The organism is Cohnella baijiui, assembly GCF_020731285.1.
In the GTDB taxonomy this organism is placed as follows: Bacteria; Bacillota; Bacilli; order Paenibacillales; family Paenibacillaceae; genus Cohnella.
Window position 1 is genome coordinate 1 of record NZ_JAJFOW010000018.1, and the last position, 21,119, is coordinate 21,119.

Annotated in this window: 12 protein-coding genes and 2 pseudogenes; 10 read left to right on the forward strand and 4 right to left on the reverse strand. The window is 60.7% G+C overall.

What is annotated here, in order from left to right; genetic code table 11:
• Nucleotides 1-1,900: hypothetical protein (locus LKX83_RS17025; RefSeq protein ID WP_227883492.1), on the reverse strand; the 1,900-nt coding region annotated here is incomplete at its 3' end.
• A 279-nt stretch (nt 1,901-2,179) separates the two neighbouring features.
• On the opposite strand from LKX83_RS17025, the gene LKX83_RS17030 reads away from it, so the two are divergent.
• From LKX83_RS17030 to LKX83_RS17045, 4 genes are all read left to right on the forward strand, one after another.
• On the forward strand, nt 2,180-3,181 hold the full coding sequence (locus tag LKX83_RS17030; RefSeq protein WP_227883493.1) for a Gfo/Idh/MocA family protein: 1,002 nt from the start codon (nt 2,180-2,182) through the stop codon (nt 3,179-3,181).
• 4 nt (nt 3,182-3,185) lie between these two features.
• Nucleotides 3,186-4,103 carry a Gfo/Idh/MocA family protein gene (locus LKX83_RS17035; RefSeq protein ID WP_227883494.1) on the forward strand — a complete coding sequence of 306 codons (918 nt, stop codon included), beginning with the start codon at nt 3,186-3,188 and terminating at the stop codon, nt 4,101-4,103.
• A gap of 69 nt (nt 4,104-4,172) precedes the next feature.
• The gene (locus LKX83_RS17040) at nt 4,173-9,158 is read left to right on the forward strand and encodes a heparinase II/III domain-containing protein (protein WP_227883495.1); all 4,986 of its coding nucleotides are present in this window, start codon (nt 4,173-4,175) and stop codon (nt 9,156-9,158) included.
• A 20-nt stretch (nt 9,159-9,178) separates the two neighbouring features.
• On the forward strand, nt 9,179-9,409 hold the full coding sequence (locus LKX83_RS17045; protein WP_227883496.1) for an S-layer homology domain-containing protein: 231 nt from the start codon (nt 9,179-9,181) through the stop codon (nt 9,407-9,409).
• Nucleotides 9,410-9,487: 78 nt separating this feature from the next.
• Here the strand turns inward: LKX83_RS17045 and LKX83_RS17050 are convergent, their stop codons facing one another.
• Nucleotides 9,488-10,738: a carbohydrate-binding protein gene (locus LKX83_RS17050; RefSeq protein ID WP_227883497.1), complete on the reverse strand. Its 1,251-nt coding sequence runs from the start codon at nt 10,736-10,738 to the stop codon at nt 9,488-9,490.
• A 358-nt stretch (nt 10,739-11,096) separates the two neighbouring features.
• Between LKX83_RS17050 and LKX83_RS17055 the strand changes: the two genes are divergently transcribed.
• The 6 genes and pseudogenes from LKX83_RS17055 to LKX83_RS17080 all read left to right on the forward strand — a co-directional run bounded on the left by LKX83_RS17055 (nt 11,097) and on the right by LKX83_RS17080 (nt 16,562).
• Nucleotides 11,097-12,452 carry a hypothetical protein gene (locus tag LKX83_RS17055; protein ID WP_227883498.1) on the forward strand — a complete coding sequence of 452 codons (1,356 nt, stop codon included), beginning with the start codon at nt 11,097-11,099 and terminating at the stop codon, nt 12,450-12,452.
• Between the two features lie 152 nt (nt 12,453-12,604).
• Nucleotides 12,605-13,621 (forward strand): NAD-dependent epimerase/dehydratase family protein, encoded by a 1,017-nt coding sequence (locus LKX83_RS17060; RefSeq protein WP_227883499.1) that lies wholly within the window; start codon nt 12,605-12,607, stop codon nt 13,619-13,621.
• 3 nt (nt 13,622-13,624) lie between these two features.
• Nucleotides 13,625-14,701 (forward strand): dihydrodipicolinate synthase family protein, encoded by a 1,077-nt coding sequence (locus LKX83_RS17065; RefSeq protein WP_227883500.1) that lies wholly within the window; start codon nt 13,625-13,627, stop codon nt 14,699-14,701.
• Nucleotides 14,691-14,858: pseudogene (locus LKX83_RS17070) on the forward strand (L-serine ammonia-lyase, iron-sulfur-dependent subunit beta); the annotation flags it as partial. The gene LKX83_RS17065 and the pseudogene LKX83_RS17070, both read left to right, overlap by 11 nt.
• Nucleotides 14,842-15,348 (forward strand): annotated as a pseudogene (locus tag LKX83_RS17075) (L-serine ammonia-lyase, iron-sulfur-dependent, subunit alpha); the annotation flags it as partial. The pseudogenes LKX83_RS17070 and LKX83_RS17075, both read left to right, overlap by 17 nt.
• A 23-nt stretch (nt 15,349-15,371) precedes the next feature.
• Nucleotides 15,372-16,562: a M20 metallopeptidase family protein gene (locus LKX83_RS17080; protein WP_227883501.1), complete on the forward strand. Its 1,191-nt coding sequence runs from the start codon at nt 15,372-15,374 to the stop codon at nt 16,560-16,562.
• A 382-nt stretch (nt 16,563-16,944) separates the two neighbouring features.
• Here LKX83_RS17080 and LKX83_RS17085 read toward each other — a convergent pair whose 3' ends face one another.
• Nucleotides 16,945-18,210, reverse strand: a complete 1,266-nt coding sequence (locus LKX83_RS17085) for a beta propeller repeat protein (RefSeq protein WP_227883502.1) — start codon at nt 18,208-18,210, stop codon at nt 16,945-16,947.
• A gap of 144 nt (nt 18,211-18,354) precedes the next feature.
• Nucleotides 18,355-20,979: a winged helix-turn-helix domain-containing protein gene (locus tag LKX83_RS17090; RefSeq protein WP_227883503.1), complete on the reverse strand. Its 2,625-nt coding sequence runs from the start codon at nt 20,977-20,979 to the stop codon at nt 18,355-18,357.
• Nucleotides 20,980-21,119: the final 140 nt, after the last annotated feature.

Below are 21,119 nucleotides of genomic sequence, written 5' to 3' on the forward strand. Positions count from 1 at the left end.
CCCCTCGGGGGCTGGAAACGGGCGCAAAAGAGCTTTCAAAAGATACTATACGAGGGGAGGAACCGTTATGGAACTGATTGATCGAAATGTTTTGCAAGTACAAAATTTTGATCGTTTTGTTTACGATTTCCTTGGAGAAGTCTTGGAATTGATAGGCGAGTGCGCCGGATTTGGACAGATTGTCCAATAGTTTGTCCAGCAAAGGGATCGTGACCGTATCGTTTCCGGATTGGAGGTTAGCCATCAATTCGCTTTCTTCGGTAGGCGAAGGGATGATGAATTCGGCCTGCGGAATCGGCTCGGTGAACACCTGGATGTCCTCTCCCAATTTCCGCTGCTTGACCAAGTCGAGAACATGACGATAGGTTTCCGCGAAGTCGGCGGACTGCTTGCGGATCGGGCTGACGGCGATCGTGAAGTTGCAGAAAGAAACGTCCAGCTCCAAGATGGAGACGAGATGGTTCAGCGATTGTAAATGAGCGTCTCCGGCGTCGTTCTCCGTGAACAAGATGGACAGGATCTGATCCTTCTCGACCTGGAATGTCAGGGAGTCCTCCGTTAATTCAGTAAAATGGGCGTTTATGAATTCCTTGCAGTAATTAAAAAAGCGGTAGGGATCGGAGTCGACCTCCGTTTTAAATCGTTCCTTTAAATCAATGTGGAAAAGGACCAAGCGATAGGGTTTGTTGTTATCGATCGAGGTTTGCACCAATCCGGCATTTCCCTGAATCATTTTGAGGCGCGAGAAATAGGCGAATTGTTGGAGCAGAGAATTTTTCGCATTCAAGTCTTTATGGATATCTTGATTGGATTGGGATAAATCGTGAAGCTTGCTGCTGATCAGATTGAACTCCTTGATCCAACTGCTTTTCACCGAAGGATGAATATTGGCGTTAAAAGGTTGAATTGAACGGATAATGCTGGCAAGGGGGTTATGGAACCTTTTGGCGATGACGAACGATACGACAAGGCTGATGAACAGGGAAAGCAGCAGGAGGATCAGCATGACGATGTTGAGCTTTTTGATTTGTTCGGTCAGCCGTCGGTTCGGAACGATCTCGACGTAGGTGAGTCCAGTTGCGGCCCCTTTTTGGTAAAAAAAATAAGTCTCCTTTATTTTAAAATACCCTTTTGCGGAATTGGCCGGCAGGGGGGGGAGGTCTATACCTCCGGTTGAAGAAAAGACAGGGCGCCCATTCGGGCCGAAGATCAAAAATTGGCCGTTCGCTATGGGCTGATGAAAGGATTCGAACATCTTCGAGCTTTCGAGCATCGCGATAAAGGCGAAATGGTGGTCGTATGAATTCTTCACCATGACCGGCATGAGGCTGCCGATCGGTTTTTGTGCGAAAGCGGTATCGATGCGGAATGCCGCGGCCGGATAAATTTTGAAGCTGTCCGCGCTTTCCATTTCGCGATTCCAAAAATCGATCGAATAATCCGGCTGACGATAAAACCTGGAGAACATCGTCGCGGCATCTCTCGTCCCGTCTTTTTCGATTACGATGCCTCTATCTTCGAAATAGTAGAGAACGTTGTCCAGATAGAGCAGCGAATTCCCCAAAGTATGCTGCAAATCTTTCTGGACTTTCGTCACGATCTCATAATGCATCGTCGACGTACTGCCGGATTTCAATAATTGCGTATCGTTGCTGGATAGGAAGCCCAACAAGAAGTTTTTAATCAACTTGATATGCTTCTCGTAATTGGTGACGGTCGTATTCAGGTTCAGACTGTTGTTCTCGATCAGTTCGCTTTTGATGTTGTTGCGGAAAAACGTATAGGAAAGATAATTGAACGACACGAGCAAAAGAATGATCGCGATGAAGCTGCAGAACATCGTGTAGAACAACGAGATCTGATCTTTGATCTTGTTCGAAAACCGCGCGATCAAATTCATTCAAACGTTCCTTCCCTATTCATTCTTATGATTTTAGCCAAGTATAGCACACGGCGGAAATTGCTCAATAAGGCTAGTTTACGAATATTGACTTATTTCATGATGCCGGCGCGATTGTCGGCCGTATCCGAATAATTGTTAAAAAACCGAAGATATCGCGATATTCGGCAGATCCTTCGCTTTGTATGATGTTGTTGGAGTGGTCGTAGTCGAACGAAGACCTCCGCAGCCGGCTTTGATAACATGGGTACCAGACGAAAGCGAGGGGGCTGTCGCAGCATGAACTTTCGGGTTGCCGTCGTCGGAGGCGGGGCCATCGCCGAAGCGCATTTGGAAGCGATACGCGAGTCGGATGGCCTTCGGGCATGCGCCGTCGCGGACATGATGGAAGAACGCGCGAACCGCCTTGGACATCGATACGGAATCGCAAGCTATTTGGATGATAAGGAAATGCTCGTCCGGGAGAAGCCGGATATCGCGGTCGTCGCGCTCCCGCACTATTTGCACAAGGAAGCGGCTATGTTCGCCGCGGAGCAAGGCTGCCACGTGATGCTCGAGAAGCCGATGGCGATCGATACGGCCGAATGCGATGCCATCGCCGAGGCGGTTCGCGCGAATCGGGTCAAGCTGATGGTGGGCCATACGCAGCACTATACCGCTTCGAACGTGCTTGCGAAAGAGTGGATCGAGAGCGGGGCGCTCGGCCGATTGGTCATGATTAACGATCGCCGCCATCTGCCGTACGACAAGCCGAGCCGGCCGGATTGGTTTTTCGAGAAGGCGAAAGCCGGCGGCGGCATCCTGACGAATCTGGGCTCGCATACGATCGACAAGATTCAATGGTTGACGGGCGGGACGGTGACGAGGGTGAAGGCGTCGGTCGATTACGCGCTCGGAAGGGGTGACGTCGAGGGGAGCGGCATCGCTTTCCTGGAGACGGATGTCGGCATTCCCGCGACGATGTCGTTGTCGGGGTATCCCGGGGCGGCGGTAGACGAGACGGAGCTGCTGTTCACCCGAGGCAGCATGAGGTTGCAGACAGGGATCGGGCTATGGGTCAGCGAAGGCGGCGAGTACCGGGAGCTTGAGATTCCCCCGCAGCGCAATCCGTTCGTGCTCCAATTCGAAGACTTGCTCCGCGCCATCGAGGACGACGCCGAGCCGGCGTGCTCGATGGCTTATTCCCGCAGCGTCGTCGCGGCGGTGCAAGGTCTCTATCGATCGCACGAGCTCGGGGGAGAGATCGCGATCGGAAGCGAGGTCGCGGACGATGGGGGATAAAGAGATGCAAGACGTCCGCGGCATGCTTCGAATCGGGATGATCGGCATGGACAATTCGCGGATCGTGCATTTCGCCCGGTTGTGCAACGACGCGAGCGATCCGCATCATCTCCCGGGCGCGCGCATCGTCGCGGGATGGCCGGGCGAGCCTTCGCCCGACTTCCCGATGAGCGCCCTTCGCGTCGACGGCTATGTGTCGCAGCTTCGCGACCGCTACGGCGTCATGATCACGGGCTCGATCGCGGAAGTCGCGGCGCAATGCGACGCTTGGATGCTCGAGTCGGTGGACGGGCGCGTACACGAGGCGTTGTTCGAGGAAATGCTGCCGTACCGGAAGCCGATCTTCGTCGACAAGCCGTTCGCCTTGAGCAGCGCAGCCGCGTCGAGAATGATTCGCCGGGCGGAGGCATGCGGAACGAGGTTTATGAGCTGCTCCGCTTTGCGGTACGCGGATGCGTTGACGCAAGCCATCCGGGAAAGAGAAGCCGAGCCGGTCAAGGGCGCCGACTGCTACGGGCCGTTGCAGCTGGAGCCAACGCAGCCGGGCTACTTCTGGTACGGCATCCATACGACGGAGATGCTGTTCCGCGCCCTCGGCCCGCGCTGCGTCAGCTTGCGGGCGCTGCGGGCGGAGGACCACGACGTCGTCGTCGGCGTCTGGGACGACGGGCGGATCGGAACGATCCGGGGCAACCGCGCAGGCAACGAAGCGTTCGGCGGCACGCTTCACCGGTCGACGGATTCCGAGGCGTTTCAGATCGCGGAGACGGACAGGCCGTACTTGGCGAGCTTGCTAGAAGCGGCGCTGCGTTTCTTCGGGGGCGGCGAGACGATCGAACCGATGGAAACGCTTGCGATCGTCCGGTTCCTCGAGGCGGCGAACGAAAGCATCCGCGACGGCAAGACGGTCCGTCTTTTCTAGACCATCCCAAGGACGAAAGGGAGTATAATCATGGTTTCGCTTAGGTTACGCAAGAGGATTTCTATCGCGATGGCTATCCTGATGTTCGTAAGCGCTTTCCAATGGTTCGTCCCCGACCGGTTCGCCAATGTGGCGGACGCGGCGGTTCCCACGTTCGACATCACGACGCAGCTGAACGACATGGATTCGGCGACGAACGCGACGGGCGACGTCACGGGCACGGCCGGGCTCGCCGTCGAATCGAACACGACCGCGCAGGATCCGGACAAATTGTTCATCAAGGAAGGCTCCGGCTCCAAGAAGTGGCTGCTCGCGTTCAACAACGGCGCCGACGTCCGGGGCCGCGCGCTGCTGTTCCCGAAGCTGGCGCCCGGCATCGACATGAGCCAGTATGAGACGATGAAAATCTGGGCTTACAGCGTGAAGGCAAGGACGGATGCCTCCCTTCCGATCGGCATTCGGTTCTACGTGGGTACCGATACGTCCAACTACTATTACTACCGGCTGCCGCTCGATTGGACCGGCTGGAAGGAGATCGTCGTTCCGCTGGACGTCGTCAAGACGCAGAAGGTCGGTTCCCCGCCGGAATTCAAGACCTTAAACCAAGTATGGTTCGACCCGGCGCCGACGGGCAACCCGGCGTTCGATCAGGGCGAAATCGTGTACCTGGACGACTGGCGGCTGACGTCGATAGCGGAGGTGCATCCGGTCGTCGCCGACAAACCGTCGGGGCAGTATACGAACAAAGTCGTCGTCTCGTTATCGACGCTGTCCAAGCCTTCCGTGCTGACCAGCGTGTACTACTTAAGGGAAGGTGTGGACGCCGATTATCAGCGTTACACCTCGCCGCTCACGCTGACGACGGATACGACCTTGAAGACGAAAGCTTCGGTGAACGGCGTAGATGGCGAAGAGACGAGCTATGCCTATACGTTCGTGTATGCGGATTTCATCGAGGACGCGGTCGCGAGCCTGCCTCCGGGCATCTACGCGGAGCCGCGGACGGTGACGCTTTCGTCGGCGACCGAAGGCGCGTCGATCTTCTATAAGGTAGAAGGCATCGACGCGGACTTTAAGCCATATATCGGCCCGATACCGGTCGGGCATTCGCAGACGATTACGGCGAAGGCCGAGTTCGAAGGCAAGACGAGCGAAGTGAAGTCGTACGCATACGAGATCGATCTGTCGGGAAGCGGCAGCCTGCCGATCAGCGACATGGAGAACTTCGCGGGCTGGACGAACACGACGCCGGTCTCGGCGCCGGTCGTCATGGGGCAGAAGGCCGGGCAGTGGAAGGACCCGTCGAGCGCGATCAACGTGACCGGGTTCGCTGCTCCGTGGACGAGCTACGACCAGATCGAGTTCTGGCTGTATTCGGACCGGGCGTCGAACAAGAAGGTGTACTTCATTATGGAATGCGACATCCCGGACCCGGGCTTCGACTACTTCATGACTTCGTTCTTCGTCGATTGGACCGGGTGGAAGAAGATCGAGCTGCCGTTCAACAAGTTCCTCAACAGCACGGGCAAGGCTGACTTCGCGAATTTTCATCAATTGATCATCCATCCGAAGTGGTACGATTCCGATCCGCCGTCAAGCCCGAACGACAAGTTGATCTTCGACGGCATGGCGCTGGCGAAGAACGCGATCGAACCTTCGATCAAGCAAATCGGCAAGCATGCGCTGCCGGGCAGCACGCAGCACTATTCGTTCTCGCTGAAAAATATCGGAGGCGTCGACACGGCGTACGAGATCGTGCCGAAGACCACGTTCGGATCTGGCTACGACGTGACGTACGCCCCGACGACGCCCGTCGTGGCCGACGGAGCGGAAACCGACGTCGACATTCAAGTGACAGTGCCGGCTTCGGCCCAAGCGGGCGAGACGAAGCAAGCGACCTACGCCATACGGCCTCTTCGAGGAGGAAAAGAACTCATCATGGCATTCAATCTCGAGATCGGGAAGCCGAGGCAGGCGACGAAGGCGCACCCGTACATTATGGTGACCCAGGCGCAGCTGGACGAAGCGAAAGCAAAAATCCGGACGTACGACTGGGCGGCGGACTATCTGGATGCGATTAAGCGCAAGGCCGACCAATGGGTGGACAAAACGATTTACTATCCGACCAAGCCGGCGGGTCAGACGACATGGTTCGTCTGCGGAGATACGCCGCTCGTCTACGATTACGACAGCCCGCACCGGCATCTCTGTCCGGCCGACGGGCAATACGTCACGGGCGATCAAGTCGATGCCGGCTGGCGCTTTACGACCCATACGCTTAACACCGAGGCGGCCCGCAATCTCGCGATCGTCTACGCGTTGACCGGCGAGGAGAAGTACGCGCGCAAGGCGAAGGAAATTCTCGTCCGCTACGCGGAGCTGTATCCGAGCTTTCCGATCCAGGCGCAGTACGGCAAGCTGTTCTACCAGACGCTCGACGAGGCGGTGCAGATGATCCAGCTCGTTCAGGCGTACGACTTGATCGTGCCGAGCGGCGCCATGAGCGAGGCGGACCAATATAGCGTCGAGCAGAACTTGTTCGCCGCGTCGGCCAAGACGCTGCAAGGCTACGACGTCGGCAAGTCGAACTGGCAGACGTGGCATAACGCGGCCATCGGGGCGATCGGGGCCGCGCTGGAAGACAAAACGTTGATAGACTTCTCCGTATCGGGCAGAAGCGGATTCGAATTCCAGATGAACAATAGCGTGCTGTCCGACGGCTTCTGGTACGAAGGCGCGATCGGCTACCACTTTTACGCGCAGTCGGCGCTGTTCTTCCACGCGCAATCGCTCAGGAACATGGGTTACGACCTGTTCGCGAACCCGAACTTCAAGAAGACGTTCGACGCGACGCTCCAATACGCGTTCCCGGATCTCGGCATCATTAACAGCAACGATTCCGGCAAGTATCCGACGAACCTCGGCGCGCCGGGCCGCGTCGTGCCGATGGATTACGAGGCCGTGTACGCGGAGTACGCGGATCCGATATACGGTGCCCTCCTGAACCAACTGTATAACGTGAAGCAGCGGCCGAGAGGCGGGTTCGTCGTGCCCGGCAATACGTCTTCGGGCATCGCGGGCGAGCAAGCGGTATTCTACGGCAACCCGGTCATTCCGACGACAGGGACGCTGCCGTCGTACAGCCATAACTTCACGGGGCTCGGACATTCCGTGATCCGGGCGGGCGAAGGCGCGGACCAACTGTACGCGCTCGTGGATTACGGTTTGCACGGCGGTTACCACGGGCATCCCGACAAGCTTCATCTCGAGATATTCGGCAAAGGCGAGCGGCTCGCGCCGGATCTCGGCATTCCGCCTTACAGCAATTCGATGTACACGTCCTATTATAAGAAGACGTTCGCGCACAACACGGTCGCCGTCGACGGAGACGAGCAGCTGCAGCCGAAGACGAACGGCGTCGAGAGCTACGAGCCGACGAAGCTGTTCCTGCAGTCGGAGGCGATCGGCATCATGACGAACACGTCAAGCAAGGCGTACGAGAACATGGATCGCTACGAGAGAACGGTCGCCGTGACGCCGGATTACTTGATCGACCTGTTCTCGGTCGCGTCGCCGAAAACGCGCCAATACGACTGGATCCTGCACGGGATCGGCGAATTTACGCCCGGCACTGAGCTTGCGCCTTTCGACGGGCCGCTCGGCGACAAGGACGGATACCCGTTCTTCCGGGGCGGCAAGCAGGCGGCGATGACCGGTGTTTGGGAAGGCTCGTGGCGCACGCCGAACGGCAACGGGCTGAAGCTGTTCAGCTTGACGTCGTCGGCCGCATCGCCGTCCAGCATGATCGTCGGCGAATCGCCGGGGCCGGGCAACGACACGACGGCGTATACGCCGACCGTCGTGAACCGCGTCAACGCGAACAGCGCGCAGTTCGTCAGCGTGCTGAAGCCGTTCCGCGGCGAGAGCGGCATTCAAGCCGTGCGCCGGACGGAAGATAACCGCATCGAAGTGAAGCTGAAGGACGGCCGCACGCAAGCGTTCGTATACAATGGCGGCACGGAGGCGGCGGGACAGCTGCAATACGGCTTCGTCAGCGGCGCCGGCTTCGCCGCGGAAGGCGCGGCGTTCACGGTCGCGCTGAACGGCGGTGAAGCGAGCATCGCCTTCAACGAGCCGAACGGTTGGCAGACGGCGACGGCGGTCGTCTATGCGCCGGGAGCGACGAAGGTCACGTGGAATGGCGAGGCGGTTCCGTTCTCGTCGGACAACGGGTTCGTGATGGCGAGCGCGAGCAAGGCGCCGGAGCCGGGCACGGGTACAGGGCCGGGGCCGGGGGCAGGCGGCTACGTGCCGGTCGTTCAACCGGACCCGAACCGCAAGGAGCAGCAAGTCGAGCCGAACGTTGCGGCCGAGCTGACGCTCGGCGAAGCGTTCACGCTTCTTGTCCCGGCAGGGGCAATGAGCCAATCGGTGAAATACAAGATCGAGAGACTTGTGAACGTGACCGGGCTGTTCGGTGCGGGGCAAGGAGCGGAAGCCGCCCTGAGCGATGTGTACGAAGTCGTCAAGGATGTGCCGGGGCTGTTCAAGCTGCCGATCACGCTGCGGTTCAAGTTCGACGCGTCGAAGCTGAAGCCGGGCCAAGTGCCGGCCGTTCACTACTTCGACGAGACGAAGCAAGAGTGGGTCATGATAGGCGGGACAGTCAACGGAGACGTCATCGAAGTCGAATCGGACCACCTGACCAAGTTCGCCGTGCTCGGTGTCGTCGCGCCGGCAGAGCCGTCTGGCTTCTCGGATACCGCGCGTCATTGGGCGGCGAAGGAGATCGAAGCGGCGAGGAAGGCGGGCTACGCGAGAGGATATCCGGATGGCGCGTTCAAGCCGGACGGGGCAGTGACGAGACAGGAATTCGCCGTCATGCTGGCGAACGCGTTGAATCCGGATGCTGCAAAGGGCAAGGTTGTCCCGCAGGCGTTCGCCGATGGCGACCGGATCGGCGATTGGGCGAAGCCCGCGGTCGAGTGGGCAGCCTCGGAAGGGATCGCGCGCGGCTACGAAGAGACGGCAGCTTCCGCCCGGGCAACCGGCTGACGCGAGCCGAGCTCGCGGTCATGATCGCGAACCTGTCGGGCGACGCGCCGACCGGCAGAGGAAGCGCGAGCTTCTCGGATGCGGAGGCGATTCCGGATTGGGCCCTGGCGGCCGCTGAGAAGCTGCAGGCGAAAGGTTGGATGCTAGGACGGCCTGACGGAAGCTTCGCGCCGCTGGACACGGTCACGCGCGCCGAAGCGATCACGGTCATCGTCAGATGGATGCAATCGCGAATCGAGGCTCGGACGTAACGAAGCGCGATCGGAACCTGTGAGAGCCCCCGCGAACGATTCGCGGGGGCTCTTGGCGCAAGCGGACGATGAGGCCGGTCAGTACAATTTCGTGATTTTCCACCAGTTCAGATCAAATCCGCCGGTCGCGGCGTAAATCCCGAACTGATGCGTGCCGGCCGGAATTTGTACCTGGTGGGACACCGTGCGATAGTTCGACCAGCTGCCCGTGTTCGGCAGCGTCAATTGCCCAAGCACCGTTTTCCCTTCATTGATATCGAGCGAAATTCTGGCGTTGCCGGTCAGGGTGGCGACTCTGTACTCGACCAAGTACGTGCCGGCGGATGGGATATTGACGTTGCCGAAGGCGATCCAGTCCCCGCTGTCGAAGCTGCCGACGTTCTGCCCGCCGCCCGTATCCGGCGTCGGCTCCTTGATGACGCCGCTCATCGCCGTATAGTCCTCGGCTTGGAACAAACGGGTGTAGCAGCCTCCGGGGCTCAGCTCGCAGATGTCCGCCCGGTTCGTCGATACCTTCAAGTCGTCATACCAAATATAGGAGTCGTTGGCCGGGGCGAACGAGTCGGTGGCTCCTCCAAAGAAGGAGGAGAAGTAGGCTCTATCCACCAGGTCCCCGTTGCGGACGAATCGCAGCCCCGTAATGCTGGCGGCAGACGTTCCGTTGTACCAAATTTGGATTTCACCGTCCGGATTGGCGTTGCCGTTCGTGACGGTGTTGACCTTCAGCCGTTGGACGATGTTGACCCAGGTGCCTTTCGGGTAGGAGATGTCGGAGCCGTTGGCGTTTTTGAGAACCGTGTAATCCCCGTACACGCCCGCATGGCCCATATGGTAGTAATAGATCGCGGCTCGCCCGCCGCTTAGCCAAATCATGCGGGAGCTGAAACCGTTGTAGCCGGTGCACGCTTGGCCTCCCGAGCAGGCGGCGCCCCCGGCGAGACCCAGACCGATCTTGCCGGAAAATTCCGTCGTTCCCCAGCTGAAATCGCTGCTGAACCTGACCCAGTAGGACAAGTAATACTCCCTGCCGGGCGTCAGCGCTAACGGAGCTTGGGCGCCGGAATCCTCCGGGCCGAACTTGCCTTTCGGATAGAAGACGCGGAGCGACTGGCCGCCTGAATGGTTGAAGTTGTAGCCGTCAATCCACGTTCGGGTGCTCATGCCTTGGTCCCAGGGGGCGTTCCAGCCGTCCGTCGCCCATTCGCTGAGGGTGTAGGCGCTGCCTCGCGCCGGCCGCTCGAACGTATTGATTCTCGGCGCGGCGAACGCCGTGACGGCTTGCGTCATTAAAGCGAGCACAAGAGCGAGCAGGAAAACTTTCGTTTTCATACGAAGCCTCCTTATAGGAAAGATGGGAACGGTACTGCCGCATAGGGGACTGACCACGGATGAGGTCCAATCATACTCCTAGCCGCGTTGCCGATTACCGCCTCCTTTCCTCGTCTGGGGCCGCTCTCCGCTGCGCAAGCGCATCGCTTATTCTTCTTCTCAACGGCACGATTCGCTTTTGCATAAAAATTGTATCAAGCGGATGCGGCGCGATAATATGGTCCGTTATTCGGAACCTCGGCATCTCTTTCGATAGGCGCACGGTTCGGGCACATCATTTTTTACGATCATTGTGTTATATTTTTATCGTCGAATAAAAGACAAGGACTGAATTTTGCGCATGAGGGAGTCGAAGCGCGTGAGCCATGAGTGGAATCGCGAATCGCCGGAAGCGGCCGAGCAAGGCATTTCGATCGGCGTGATCGGACCCGCCGAAATGGTGAAGCAGATTCTGAAGGTCATGAAGTCGTTTCCTTCGTTTCGTCCGGTTCCGAAGGCGTACCGCGATGAGGATGACATTCCGATCTTGGCCAAAGCCGCCGCGGAGGAGGCCGAAATCGTGCTGGCTTCGGGGCCGGCTCCGTATTACAAGATCCGCGAAACGGCGGATTTGAAAGTCGCGCTGCACTATATCCCGCTGACGGATACGGGCTTCTATCGGGCGCTGTCGAGGTTGAAGAACGCGTTAGGTCCCGACCGAAAAATACGGGTTTCCATCGACACGGTGGAAAAGCGCATGGTCGAGCGATTGCTGAAGGAAATCAACGAGACTCGGGTCGAGGCGGCGTACGATAATGGGGCCGCCTTCCCTTCCGTCGAGCAGCTGATCGCCTACCACAAGCGGCAGTTCGAATCCGGCAAGACGGATGCCGCGCTGACGGCCGAAGGAGCGGTGGCGGACGCGCTGGCCGAAGCGGGCATTCCTTGCGAATGGATCATGCCGACGGACCAGAACATCGTCGTCGCGCTGGAACGGGCGCTTCTGTCCACGGAGACGCGGAAAAGCAAGGAGGCGCAAATCGTCGTCGGATTGCTGAACGTCGATCGCTTCGAGAAGCGCGTTCACCACCATGCTTCCGAGCACGAGGTGCAGCGGTTCAAGCTGGACATCCATCGCGTGTTCCTGGATTATGCGGAGTCGCTGGACGGCTATCTGACGCACCTTGGCGGGGACGAATATTTATTCATCACGACCCGCGGCATCTTCGAGAGGGAAACCGGCGGGTACAAGACAATCCCGCTCGGCAAGCGGGCGTACGAGAAATTCGGGGTATCCTTGAGCATCGGGATCGGGTTCGGCCGTTCCGCGGGCGAGGCGGGAACCCACGCGAGGGTCGCGCTGCGCAGGTCGAAGGAGGCGGGCGGGGACGCGTGTTTCATCGTGAGGGAGGACCGATCGTTAATCGGGCCGCTGTCGATGTCGGATCCGCTGTCGCTCGTCTTGCCTTTGACGGACAGCGGCTTGATCAAGCGGGCGGAAGACGCCGGGATGAGCTCCGATTATTTAAGCAAGCTCATGTCGAATACCGCCCGAACGGGCAAAACCGATTTCAAGGTTCACGAGCTGGCATCCGTTTTAGGGATTACCGTCCGCAGCACGCATCGGCTTTTGCTGCAATGGATCGATCATGGGCTCGTGAAAGTGGCGGGAGTGGAGAAGGTCCCCAAAGGGCGGCCGAGGCAAATTTTCAGGCTTTCTTTCCTTGAAGAGTAAAGAGGATCGCAAGCGGGCGAGACGGGCTCAGGCGCGGTTCTCCCTTTATTTAAAGACGATATAAAGATTTGTCTTTTATTAAAATCGTCCCTTATGATTGACTTAGGATCTCGAGTCGACAGCCGCTGGAGATCGGAAGGGGAGCGATCACGTTGAGGACGATCGAGCAATTGGACCGCAAGCTGGCGGAGCCGTCGGCAGCGCTGATTCAAGACGTCAAGAGCATCGAGGGCGATATCGTGCTGCTGGGCGTCGGCGGCAAAATGGGGCCGAGTCTGGCATCTCTCTTGATGAACGCCATTCGGGCGGCGGGCATTGAGAAAAGGGTGTACGGCATTTCGCGGTTTTCCGAACACGGATTGCAAGAGCGTCTGGAGGCCGAAGGCATACGCACCATCGCGTGCGATCTTCTGGACGATGCGAAGCTGCAGGCGCTGCCTGACGCGCAAAATGTCATTTACATGGCAGGGAACAAATTCGGAACGACCGGCAACGAGTCGTTCACGTGGGCGATGAACGCTTATTTGCCCGGCCGGGTAGCCGAGAAGTACCGGAACGCGAACATCGTCGTGTTCTCCTCCGGCAACGTCTATCCGTTCACAGGCGTCGGAGGCGGCGGGGCGGACGAATCGGTCATGCCTTCCCCGATCGGCGAATACGCGCAGTCGTGCTTGGGACGGGAACGGATATTCGAGCATTTCGCCAAGAAGCACGGCACTCCGATGCTCGTCTACCGGCTGAATTACGCCATCGACATGCGCTACGGGGTGCTGCTGGAAATCGCGAAGGCCGTCAAGGCGGGCAAGCCGATCGATCTGACGATGGGCCATGCGAACGTCATCTGGCAAGGGGACGCGAACGAGATCGCGATCCGATCGCTGCTCGCTTGCGGAGCGCCGGTTCACTATTTGAACGTCACGGGTCCCGAGACGATGTCGATCCGATGGGCCGCCGAGCAGTTCGGCCGCAGATTCGGCGTCGAGCCCGTATTCGAAGGCATCGAGGCCGAAACGGCGCTGCTCAACAATGCGTCCAAATGCCACCAACGCTTCGGGTATCCGCGCGTGTCGTTGCTTCAGATGATCGACTGGACAGCGGATTGGGTCGAAGCGGGCGGCGCGACGCTGAACAAGCCGACGCACTTTCAAGAGAGAAAGGGGAAGTTCTAGGCGATGGGCATTCGCAGGGAAATATCTCCTGAACAAAGCCGGGCGCTGCACGATGGCTTGGTCATTCCGGCGCATCCGCTGGCGCTGGACGAAAACCGGCATCTGGACGAGAGGCGCCAGCGCGCGCTGTCGCGCTATTATTTGGCTTCCGGAGCGGGCGGCGTGGCCGTCGGCGTGCATTCGACGCAGTTCGAAATCCGCGATCCGAAGCACGGCCTGTACGAGAAGGTGCTGCGGCTCGCGGCGGAAGAGGTGGAGCGCGCGAAGCTGAGCCGGCCGTTCATTCAAGTCGCGGGCATTTGCGGTCCGACCGGGCAAGCGCTGGCGGAAGCGGAGCTCGCGGCGCGCCTCGGATACGACGCCGGCCTGCTCAGCATGGGCGGACTGGACGGCTGGTCGGAGGCGGACGTTCTGAAGCGCACGGAGCAGGTCGCGGCGGTCATTCCCGTTTTCGGTTTCTACTTGCAGCCCTCCGTCGGCGGCAGAACGTTCAGTTACGCGTTCTGGCGGGCGTTCGCGGACATTCCGGGCGTGATCGCGATCAAGATGGCGCCGTTCAACCGGTACCAGACGATCGACGTCGTTCGCGCGGTGTGCGCCTCCGATAGACGGGACGAGATCGCCCTGTATACGGGCAATGACGACAATATTATCGCCGATCTATTGTCGGTGTACCGGTTCCAAGTCGACGGCCGCCCCGTGGAAAAACGAATCGTCGGCGGCTTGCTGGGCCATTGGGCGGTGTGGACGCGCAAAGCGGTGGAGCTGCTGGAGCACGTCAAGCGCAACCGCGACGGAGGCGCGATCGATGCGGGATGGTTGACGCGGAACATCGAGACGACCGACGCGAACGCCGCTTTCTTCGATTTGGCGAATCGGTTCGCGGGCTGCATTCCGGGCATTCACGAGGTGCTCCGGAGGCAAGGGCTGCTGCAGGGGACGTGGTGCTTGAACCCGCATGAGCAGCTGTCGCCGGGTCAACGGGAAGAGATCGATCGGATCTATCGCGATTATCCGCACTTGAACGACGACGAATTCGTGGCGAGTCGACTGGAAGAGTGGCTCTCCGATGCGGTTTAAAGAGGTATTCTCCATGATCGGGCCGAGCATGATCGGACCTTCGAGCTCGCACACCGCCGGCGCGGCGCGTCTCGGAAGGGCGGCTCGCCAACTGTTCGGCGGCCGTCCGCGCAAAGCCGAGGCGACGTTCTTAGGCTCGTTCGCGGAAACGGTTCGGCTGGGACGATCGGAAGCTGGTCGAAGGGCTGTTCAGCGCGGGGGCGATCGGGTACGTGATTGCGAATCGGTCGTTTATTTCCGGCGCCGAAGGAGGCTGTCAGGCTGAGATCGGTTCCGCGATCGGCATGGCCGCGGGCGCCCTCGTCGAAATGAAGGGCGGCGATCCCGGCCAGGTCGTGCACGCGGTAGGCTTGGCGTTGAAAAACACGCTCGGCTTGATCTGCGATCCCGTCGGCGGACTCGTGGAAGTTCCCTGCATCGTTCGCAACGGCTTTGGCGCGGTGAACGCGCTCGCTGCCGCCGATATGGCGCTGGCGGGCGTCCGGAGCGTCATCCCGTCGGACGAAGTCATTGACGCGATGCGGGATGTCGGCGGCGCCATGCCGGACATTCATCGCGAGACGGCAAGAGGCGGTCTGGCGATGACGCCGACCGGACGAAATCTCGTTCGACGATTGGCTGCGGAGGACCGGAGTAGAATCAAGTAGACGAAAAGCGGGGAGCGACGAAAATGAACGACACGAGCCTGGCTGAGCTGCTGCCGGCGGCGCGCAAGCTGGAGGAGAAGATTATCGGCTTGCGCAGGCGGCTCCATCAATATCCGGAATTGAGCTTGGAGGAAGCCGAGACGTCCGCCGTCATCGAAGCGTTGCTGGAACCGCTCGGTCTGGACGTTCGCAGAGGTGTCGGCGGATACGGCGTCATCGCCGATTTGCAAGGCGGTAAGCCGGGGCCGCTGATCGCGCTCCGAGCGGACATGGACGCGCTTCCGGTCCAGGAGGAAACCGGGCTGCCGTTCGCTTCGCGCGTTCCGGGGCGGATGCATGCCTGCGGCCATGACGCCCATACCGCCATGCTGTACGGGGCAGCCAAGCTGTTGGTCGAGCGCAGGAGCGAGCTGGCGGGTGGCGTTCGGTTTATCTTCCAAGCGGCCGAAGAGGTGAACGAGGGGGCGAGGGCGATCGTCGAGGCGGGCGGCATGGCCGGCGTCGACGAAATATACGGGCTGCATAATTCGCCGACGCTGCCCGTCGGGACGGTCGCGACGAGAGTCGGAGGCATGATGGGCTCCGTCGACCGATTCTCGGCGACGATCCAAGGCAGGGGAGGGCACGGGGCCATGCCGGAGCAATGCGTCGATCCGGTCGTCGCCGCGTCTGCGATCGTCCTGTCTCTGCAAACCGCGGTCAGCCGCGAATTGTCCCCTTTCGATCCGGCCGTCGTTACCGTCGGCAGCATTCATGGCGGCAATGCGTACAACGTCATTCCGGATCGGGTCGAGATCGAAGGAACGGTGCGCACGTTTTCTGCGCGCGTTAGGGACCAACTGCCTGTCATGCTCGGCAGGCTCGTCGGGGGCGTCGCCGAAGCGCATCGTTGCACGGCTGAGGTGCGCTATCTCCGCATGGTGCCCGCGCTTGAAAACCGCGAGGACAACGTCTGCGCGGTAAACCGGGTCACCCGGCTGCTGCTCGGAGAGAACGGCTTGACCGAGGCGGCTCCCGTTCTGGCGGGAGAAGACTTCTCCGTCTACCTGGAACGCGTGCCGGGCTGCTTCTTCTGGCTGGGCGCGGGGCCGCAGGCGAACGCGGACCAAGCCTACGGGCTGCACCATCCGAAATATACGATCGACGAAGATTGCCTTGCGATCGGCGCGGCGGTATTGGCCGCAATTCCGCTGTATCGCGGATTCGCCGGGTAGGGTCAACATAGGCATAAAGTGGAGAACGCTCATGGCGCTTATTCATTTCGGCGTCACGCTGATGACGGACCGCCGAAATAGGGAACCTGTTGTTCCCTATTCGCCCGCGGTGGGGGCCGACCGCCGAAATAGGGGAACCTTTTGTTCCCTATTCGCTCGCGGTGGGGGCCGACCGCCGAAATAGGGAACCTTTTGTTCCCTATTCGCTCACGATGGGGATCGACCGCCGAAATAGGGAACCTTTTGTTCCCTATTCGCTCACGATGAGGATCGACCGCCGAAATAGGGAACCTGTTGTTCCCTATTCGCCCGCGGTGGGGGCCGACCGCCGAAATAGGGAACCTTTTGTTCCCTATTCGCCCGCGGTGGGGGCCGACCGGTCTTATTTCTCCGCCGGCCGGGGCTTCTCGAACGTATGCGCCTTCGTCCAATGGGCGCCGCCGTCGGAGGAGGCATACATGACCGAAGCTTCGGCGGCGTCGGTGACGATCCACCAGACGTGCTTGGCGTCCACGGCGGCGACGAGTGGCGTGCCATATCCGGCGAACTCGTCTTTGCCGTTGATCCAAGTGCCGCCGCCGTCCGTCGTATGGCCCATCGTGTTGGACTTGTCGCAAGCCTGACACTGGCCGCTCAGAAAAGCGACCGAAGGGCTGGCGACATACAGCGTGCCCGGGGAGTTGCCCGCATTGGTGGGGAGATCCTTTTCGTTAGCCTTGAAGCCGGGCGCCGGGCCGCCGCCGGCGGTGCCGTTGGCGACGACGGTTTTCCACTTTTGACCGCCGTCCGACGTGTGGAAAAGGGAGTAGGACTGCTGCGTCATGCCATGGCCGCCGTTCAACTGGATCCAGGCGTCGTTTTTGCCCGTCGAGCGGATCGTCGTGCCTGTGATCTCGCCGTCCCAGGCGCGCGTCATCGTCTTGATCCAGGTCTTTCCTCCATCCGACGTATGCACGAAGTGGAACTGCCCTTTGCTCTGCGTCACCGCCCAGCCGGACCGGCTATCGCGATAATAGGCGTCGCCCACGATGCCGTCGGGTACGGGGAGGGAGGTCCAAGTCTTGCCGCCGTCCGTCGTGCGTGTATGGGCGCTGAACGCCTCGCGATCGGACACGAAGTGCAGGAAGCCGCCGTTCGGCACGTCGCCGGCCGCTTCCCAGTGCTCGCCGCCGTCCGACGTCCGCAGCAGCGGATACCGCTTCGGATCGTCGGTATTCAGCGTCGCCCAGGCCTGCTGGCCGTTCAGCGCAAACAGCTGGTGCGCTTCGCCGTCGCCTTCGTACTGCAGCTGCCAGCTCTTGCCGCCGTCGTCCGTCCGCGCGATCCAGCCGATGCCGCCCGCCCAGCCGGATTGGAAGTCGATCAAACGCAGCGCGGTCACCTGGGCCATCGGCGTCGGTTCGCCCGCGGACGGCGGCGATGCCGTTTCGCTTGCCGGCGGGGTCTCGGACGGGGAGGCGTCGGGAGCGCTGGGAACAGGCGTCGCTTCGGCCGACTCCGTCGGCATGGCCGATGACGAGGCGGTGGCGGTCGGCGTCGCCGTGCCGGACTTCGCCGGACCGCCGCCGCACGCGGTCAGCAGCAGCGGCGGCAGAAGAAGGAGCATTCGGGCGCTCTGCAGCCATTTGGAACGGAAGATGGGGGTCATAGGGCTTCACTCCGTTTCTTCTTTGTTGTCATTCCTTTAACCCAACGCTAGGTAGACGAAGCGGCAGCGCGCAAAGTTCGATTGGCGTCCTGAAGCTTCAAGAGGCTTCCCCCGCGGCACGGTGCCGCAGAGAAAGCCTCTCGATTAATCCAGCAATCCAAGCTCCCGTGCCCGGTGAAGCGCCTGCGTGCGCGAGGATACCCCTAATTTGCCGTATATGCGGCTAAAATAGACTTTGACCGTCCCCTCGGTAAGGTGCAGCCTGTCTGCCAGCTCGCGGTTCGTCGCCCCCTGCGCCATGCCCTGCATAAGCGCCAGCTCCCGTTCGCTTAGCGGCTCGACCAGTCGGTCGACCGCGTCGCCGCTCTCCGCGCGGAGCGGTCCGGCCGTCTCCGCCTCGATTCTGCGCAGCAGCTGTCGAACTTCGTCTGCCGGCACTTCCTCCCAGGCCGGTCTTTCCCCGGACTCGCGCAGTTTCAGGTAATCCCGGAGAAGGAAGGCCATCGGTGCCCCTTCGTCGACGAAGCTGCGCACGTAGCCTTCCGCGATCCCGACGCCGAGCGCGTCGTGCAGCCGCTCCGCTGCCGCGGTGCGCTGGCCGCGCTGCTTCTCGAGCAGCGCCTGCAGGATCGAGACGTCCGTGATCGTGACGAGGTTGCGCTCCCGCCGTCCCAGATGAACGAGCCAGTCCAGCAGCTTGAGCGCCTCCTTCTCCTTGCGCCTTGCGCCGAGCAGACGGGCGAGCGTCATGTACTCCGTCTCCCGGTACAGCGTGGGCGTCTCTTTAGCGGTGACGCCTGTCTCGGCGAGACGCGCCTCGGCGCCGGCTAGATCGCCTTGCTGCAGCAGAACGCGCGCCTCGTAAGCTTGCAGGGCGCCAAGCCAATGCGGCTCGCCCCACTGCCGCGCGGCCTCGGCCGCTTCGCCCAGGTGCGCCATCGCCCGGCCGTACTCGCCCCGGGCCGTCTGCAAACGCGCCGCCGTTACGCGGTTCGGGATGTAGAGGCCGGCGCAGCGCTTGGAACGGGAGACGGCTTCGACCTCTCGCAATGCCTGCTCGCACGCTTCGAACTGACCCATCTCGTAGAAGCCTTCGGCCATCGTTTGAACGATGTATTGGGCGAACAGCGATTGTCGCCATCCGTGCGTCTCCAGCACGTCGAGCATCCGCAGCGAGATGAGCAGGATCTCCTTGGGAATCGCGCCTTTGAGACCGAAGAACGTACGTCGCACGAGCGGCTCGTTGCGATTGTAATTGAAATGATAGAAGAGCGGGTTTTCGGGCAGCACGTCGAGTTGCTCCGCGTATTTGAACCATTGCTCGTAGTCCCCGGTCGTGAAGGCGAAGTTGACTTTGACGAAAAACAGGCCGCTCTGCAGCTCGCCGCGCTTGTCCCCCTCGTCTAGCGACGCAATATCCTTTTCCGCTCGGAAAAGCACGTCCCCGGCCTGCCCGAACTGTCCGGTCACGGTGAGTGCGAATGCATGAATCAGCACGAGATGAAGCGGCAGCTTCGCCGGCGCCACCTGATTCAGCCACCGGGCGAGCGTAGCCAGCTCTCCCCGGTGCAGGATCGTGTACAGATGCCTGTCCGCCAATCGGACGATCAGGTCTTCATCTCCGCAGCCGATCGCCTGCTCGATCGCTTCGTCCAGCATGCCGCGATCGGCGAAGTGGAGGGCGGCCATGCGGCCCCACGCCCGCCAGCGCTGCGGTTCCCGCCGGATCAGCTGGTTTTGCAGAACCAATCCGAACAAATGGTGGTAGCGATGCCACTCCCCCGCGTCATCAAGCGGGACGAGGAACAGATTGCGCTGCTTGAGCTCCTCCAGCAGGCGGGGGCTGTCGTCCCGTTCCGTCAGGACGTCGCACAGCGCGGCATCGAACCGGTCGGCGATCGAGGTGCGAAGCAGGAACTGCCGCAGCTCCTCGGGCAGAACGCCCAGCACTTCTTCCAGCAAGTATTGGATGACGTCCGACGAATGAGCGGCGATTCCGCTCAACAGCCGGCCTCGATCCCGAGGCTGACGGTCCCGCAAGGAAAGCGACAGCATCTGGAGGATGGCGGCCCAGCCTTCGGTCCAGCGGACGACGTCGGCCAGCTGCTCGTCCGAAAGGGACAATCGGGCCGTATCCGCGCAGAACAGCCGCGTCTCGTCGGCGGTGAACGTCAGCTCGCTTCCCGTCAGAACGCACTGCTGCCCGCGCGTGCGCCACTTGGCGGTCCGGAGGGGGGACTTCGACCGACTGGCCACGACGAGATGGGCGCCCTCGGGGAGATGATCGATGAAATAGGAGAGGCTCTGGTGAATCGACTCGTCGCCAATCTCGTGATAGTCGTCCAGCACGATACGCAACGGGAGACGCGATGCACGGGATGCCGTGCCAACATTGTCTTCCAGCTCCTGAAGCAGGGCATCCAGCAGCGTATGGATAGAGACATTCGGATACGCCTGCAGGAGCGGGAACGTCCGGCTCTGCAGCTCCGGGATCGCCGCGGCGGACAGCGCATGGATGAAGTAGCGCCAAAACTTGATCAGATCGTTGTCGGTCTCGTCGAGCGACAGCCAGGCGGCCGAACGGTCGGGGCGAAGCGAGAGCCATTCGGCGAGCAGCGTCGTCTTGCCGAAGCCGGCGGGCGCGGTCACGAAGGTGAGCCTGCCGCTAAGGCCTCGCTCCAGCATCTCGGTCAGTCGACGGCGGGGGACGCCGTTCGGATGAGGAGCCGGCACGCGGATCTTGGTCTTCAGGATCGCGTCGAAGGACATGGACAGCCCTCCCTTTTACTGGTTATGGATGATTCTATCATACCGCATGCGGGTCGAAATGGCTCGAACGAGCGCGAAAAAGAGCCGCCCGGTTAACGAAAGTGAACGGTGCCGGGGTCGCGGGCCTGATTGGACGTTTG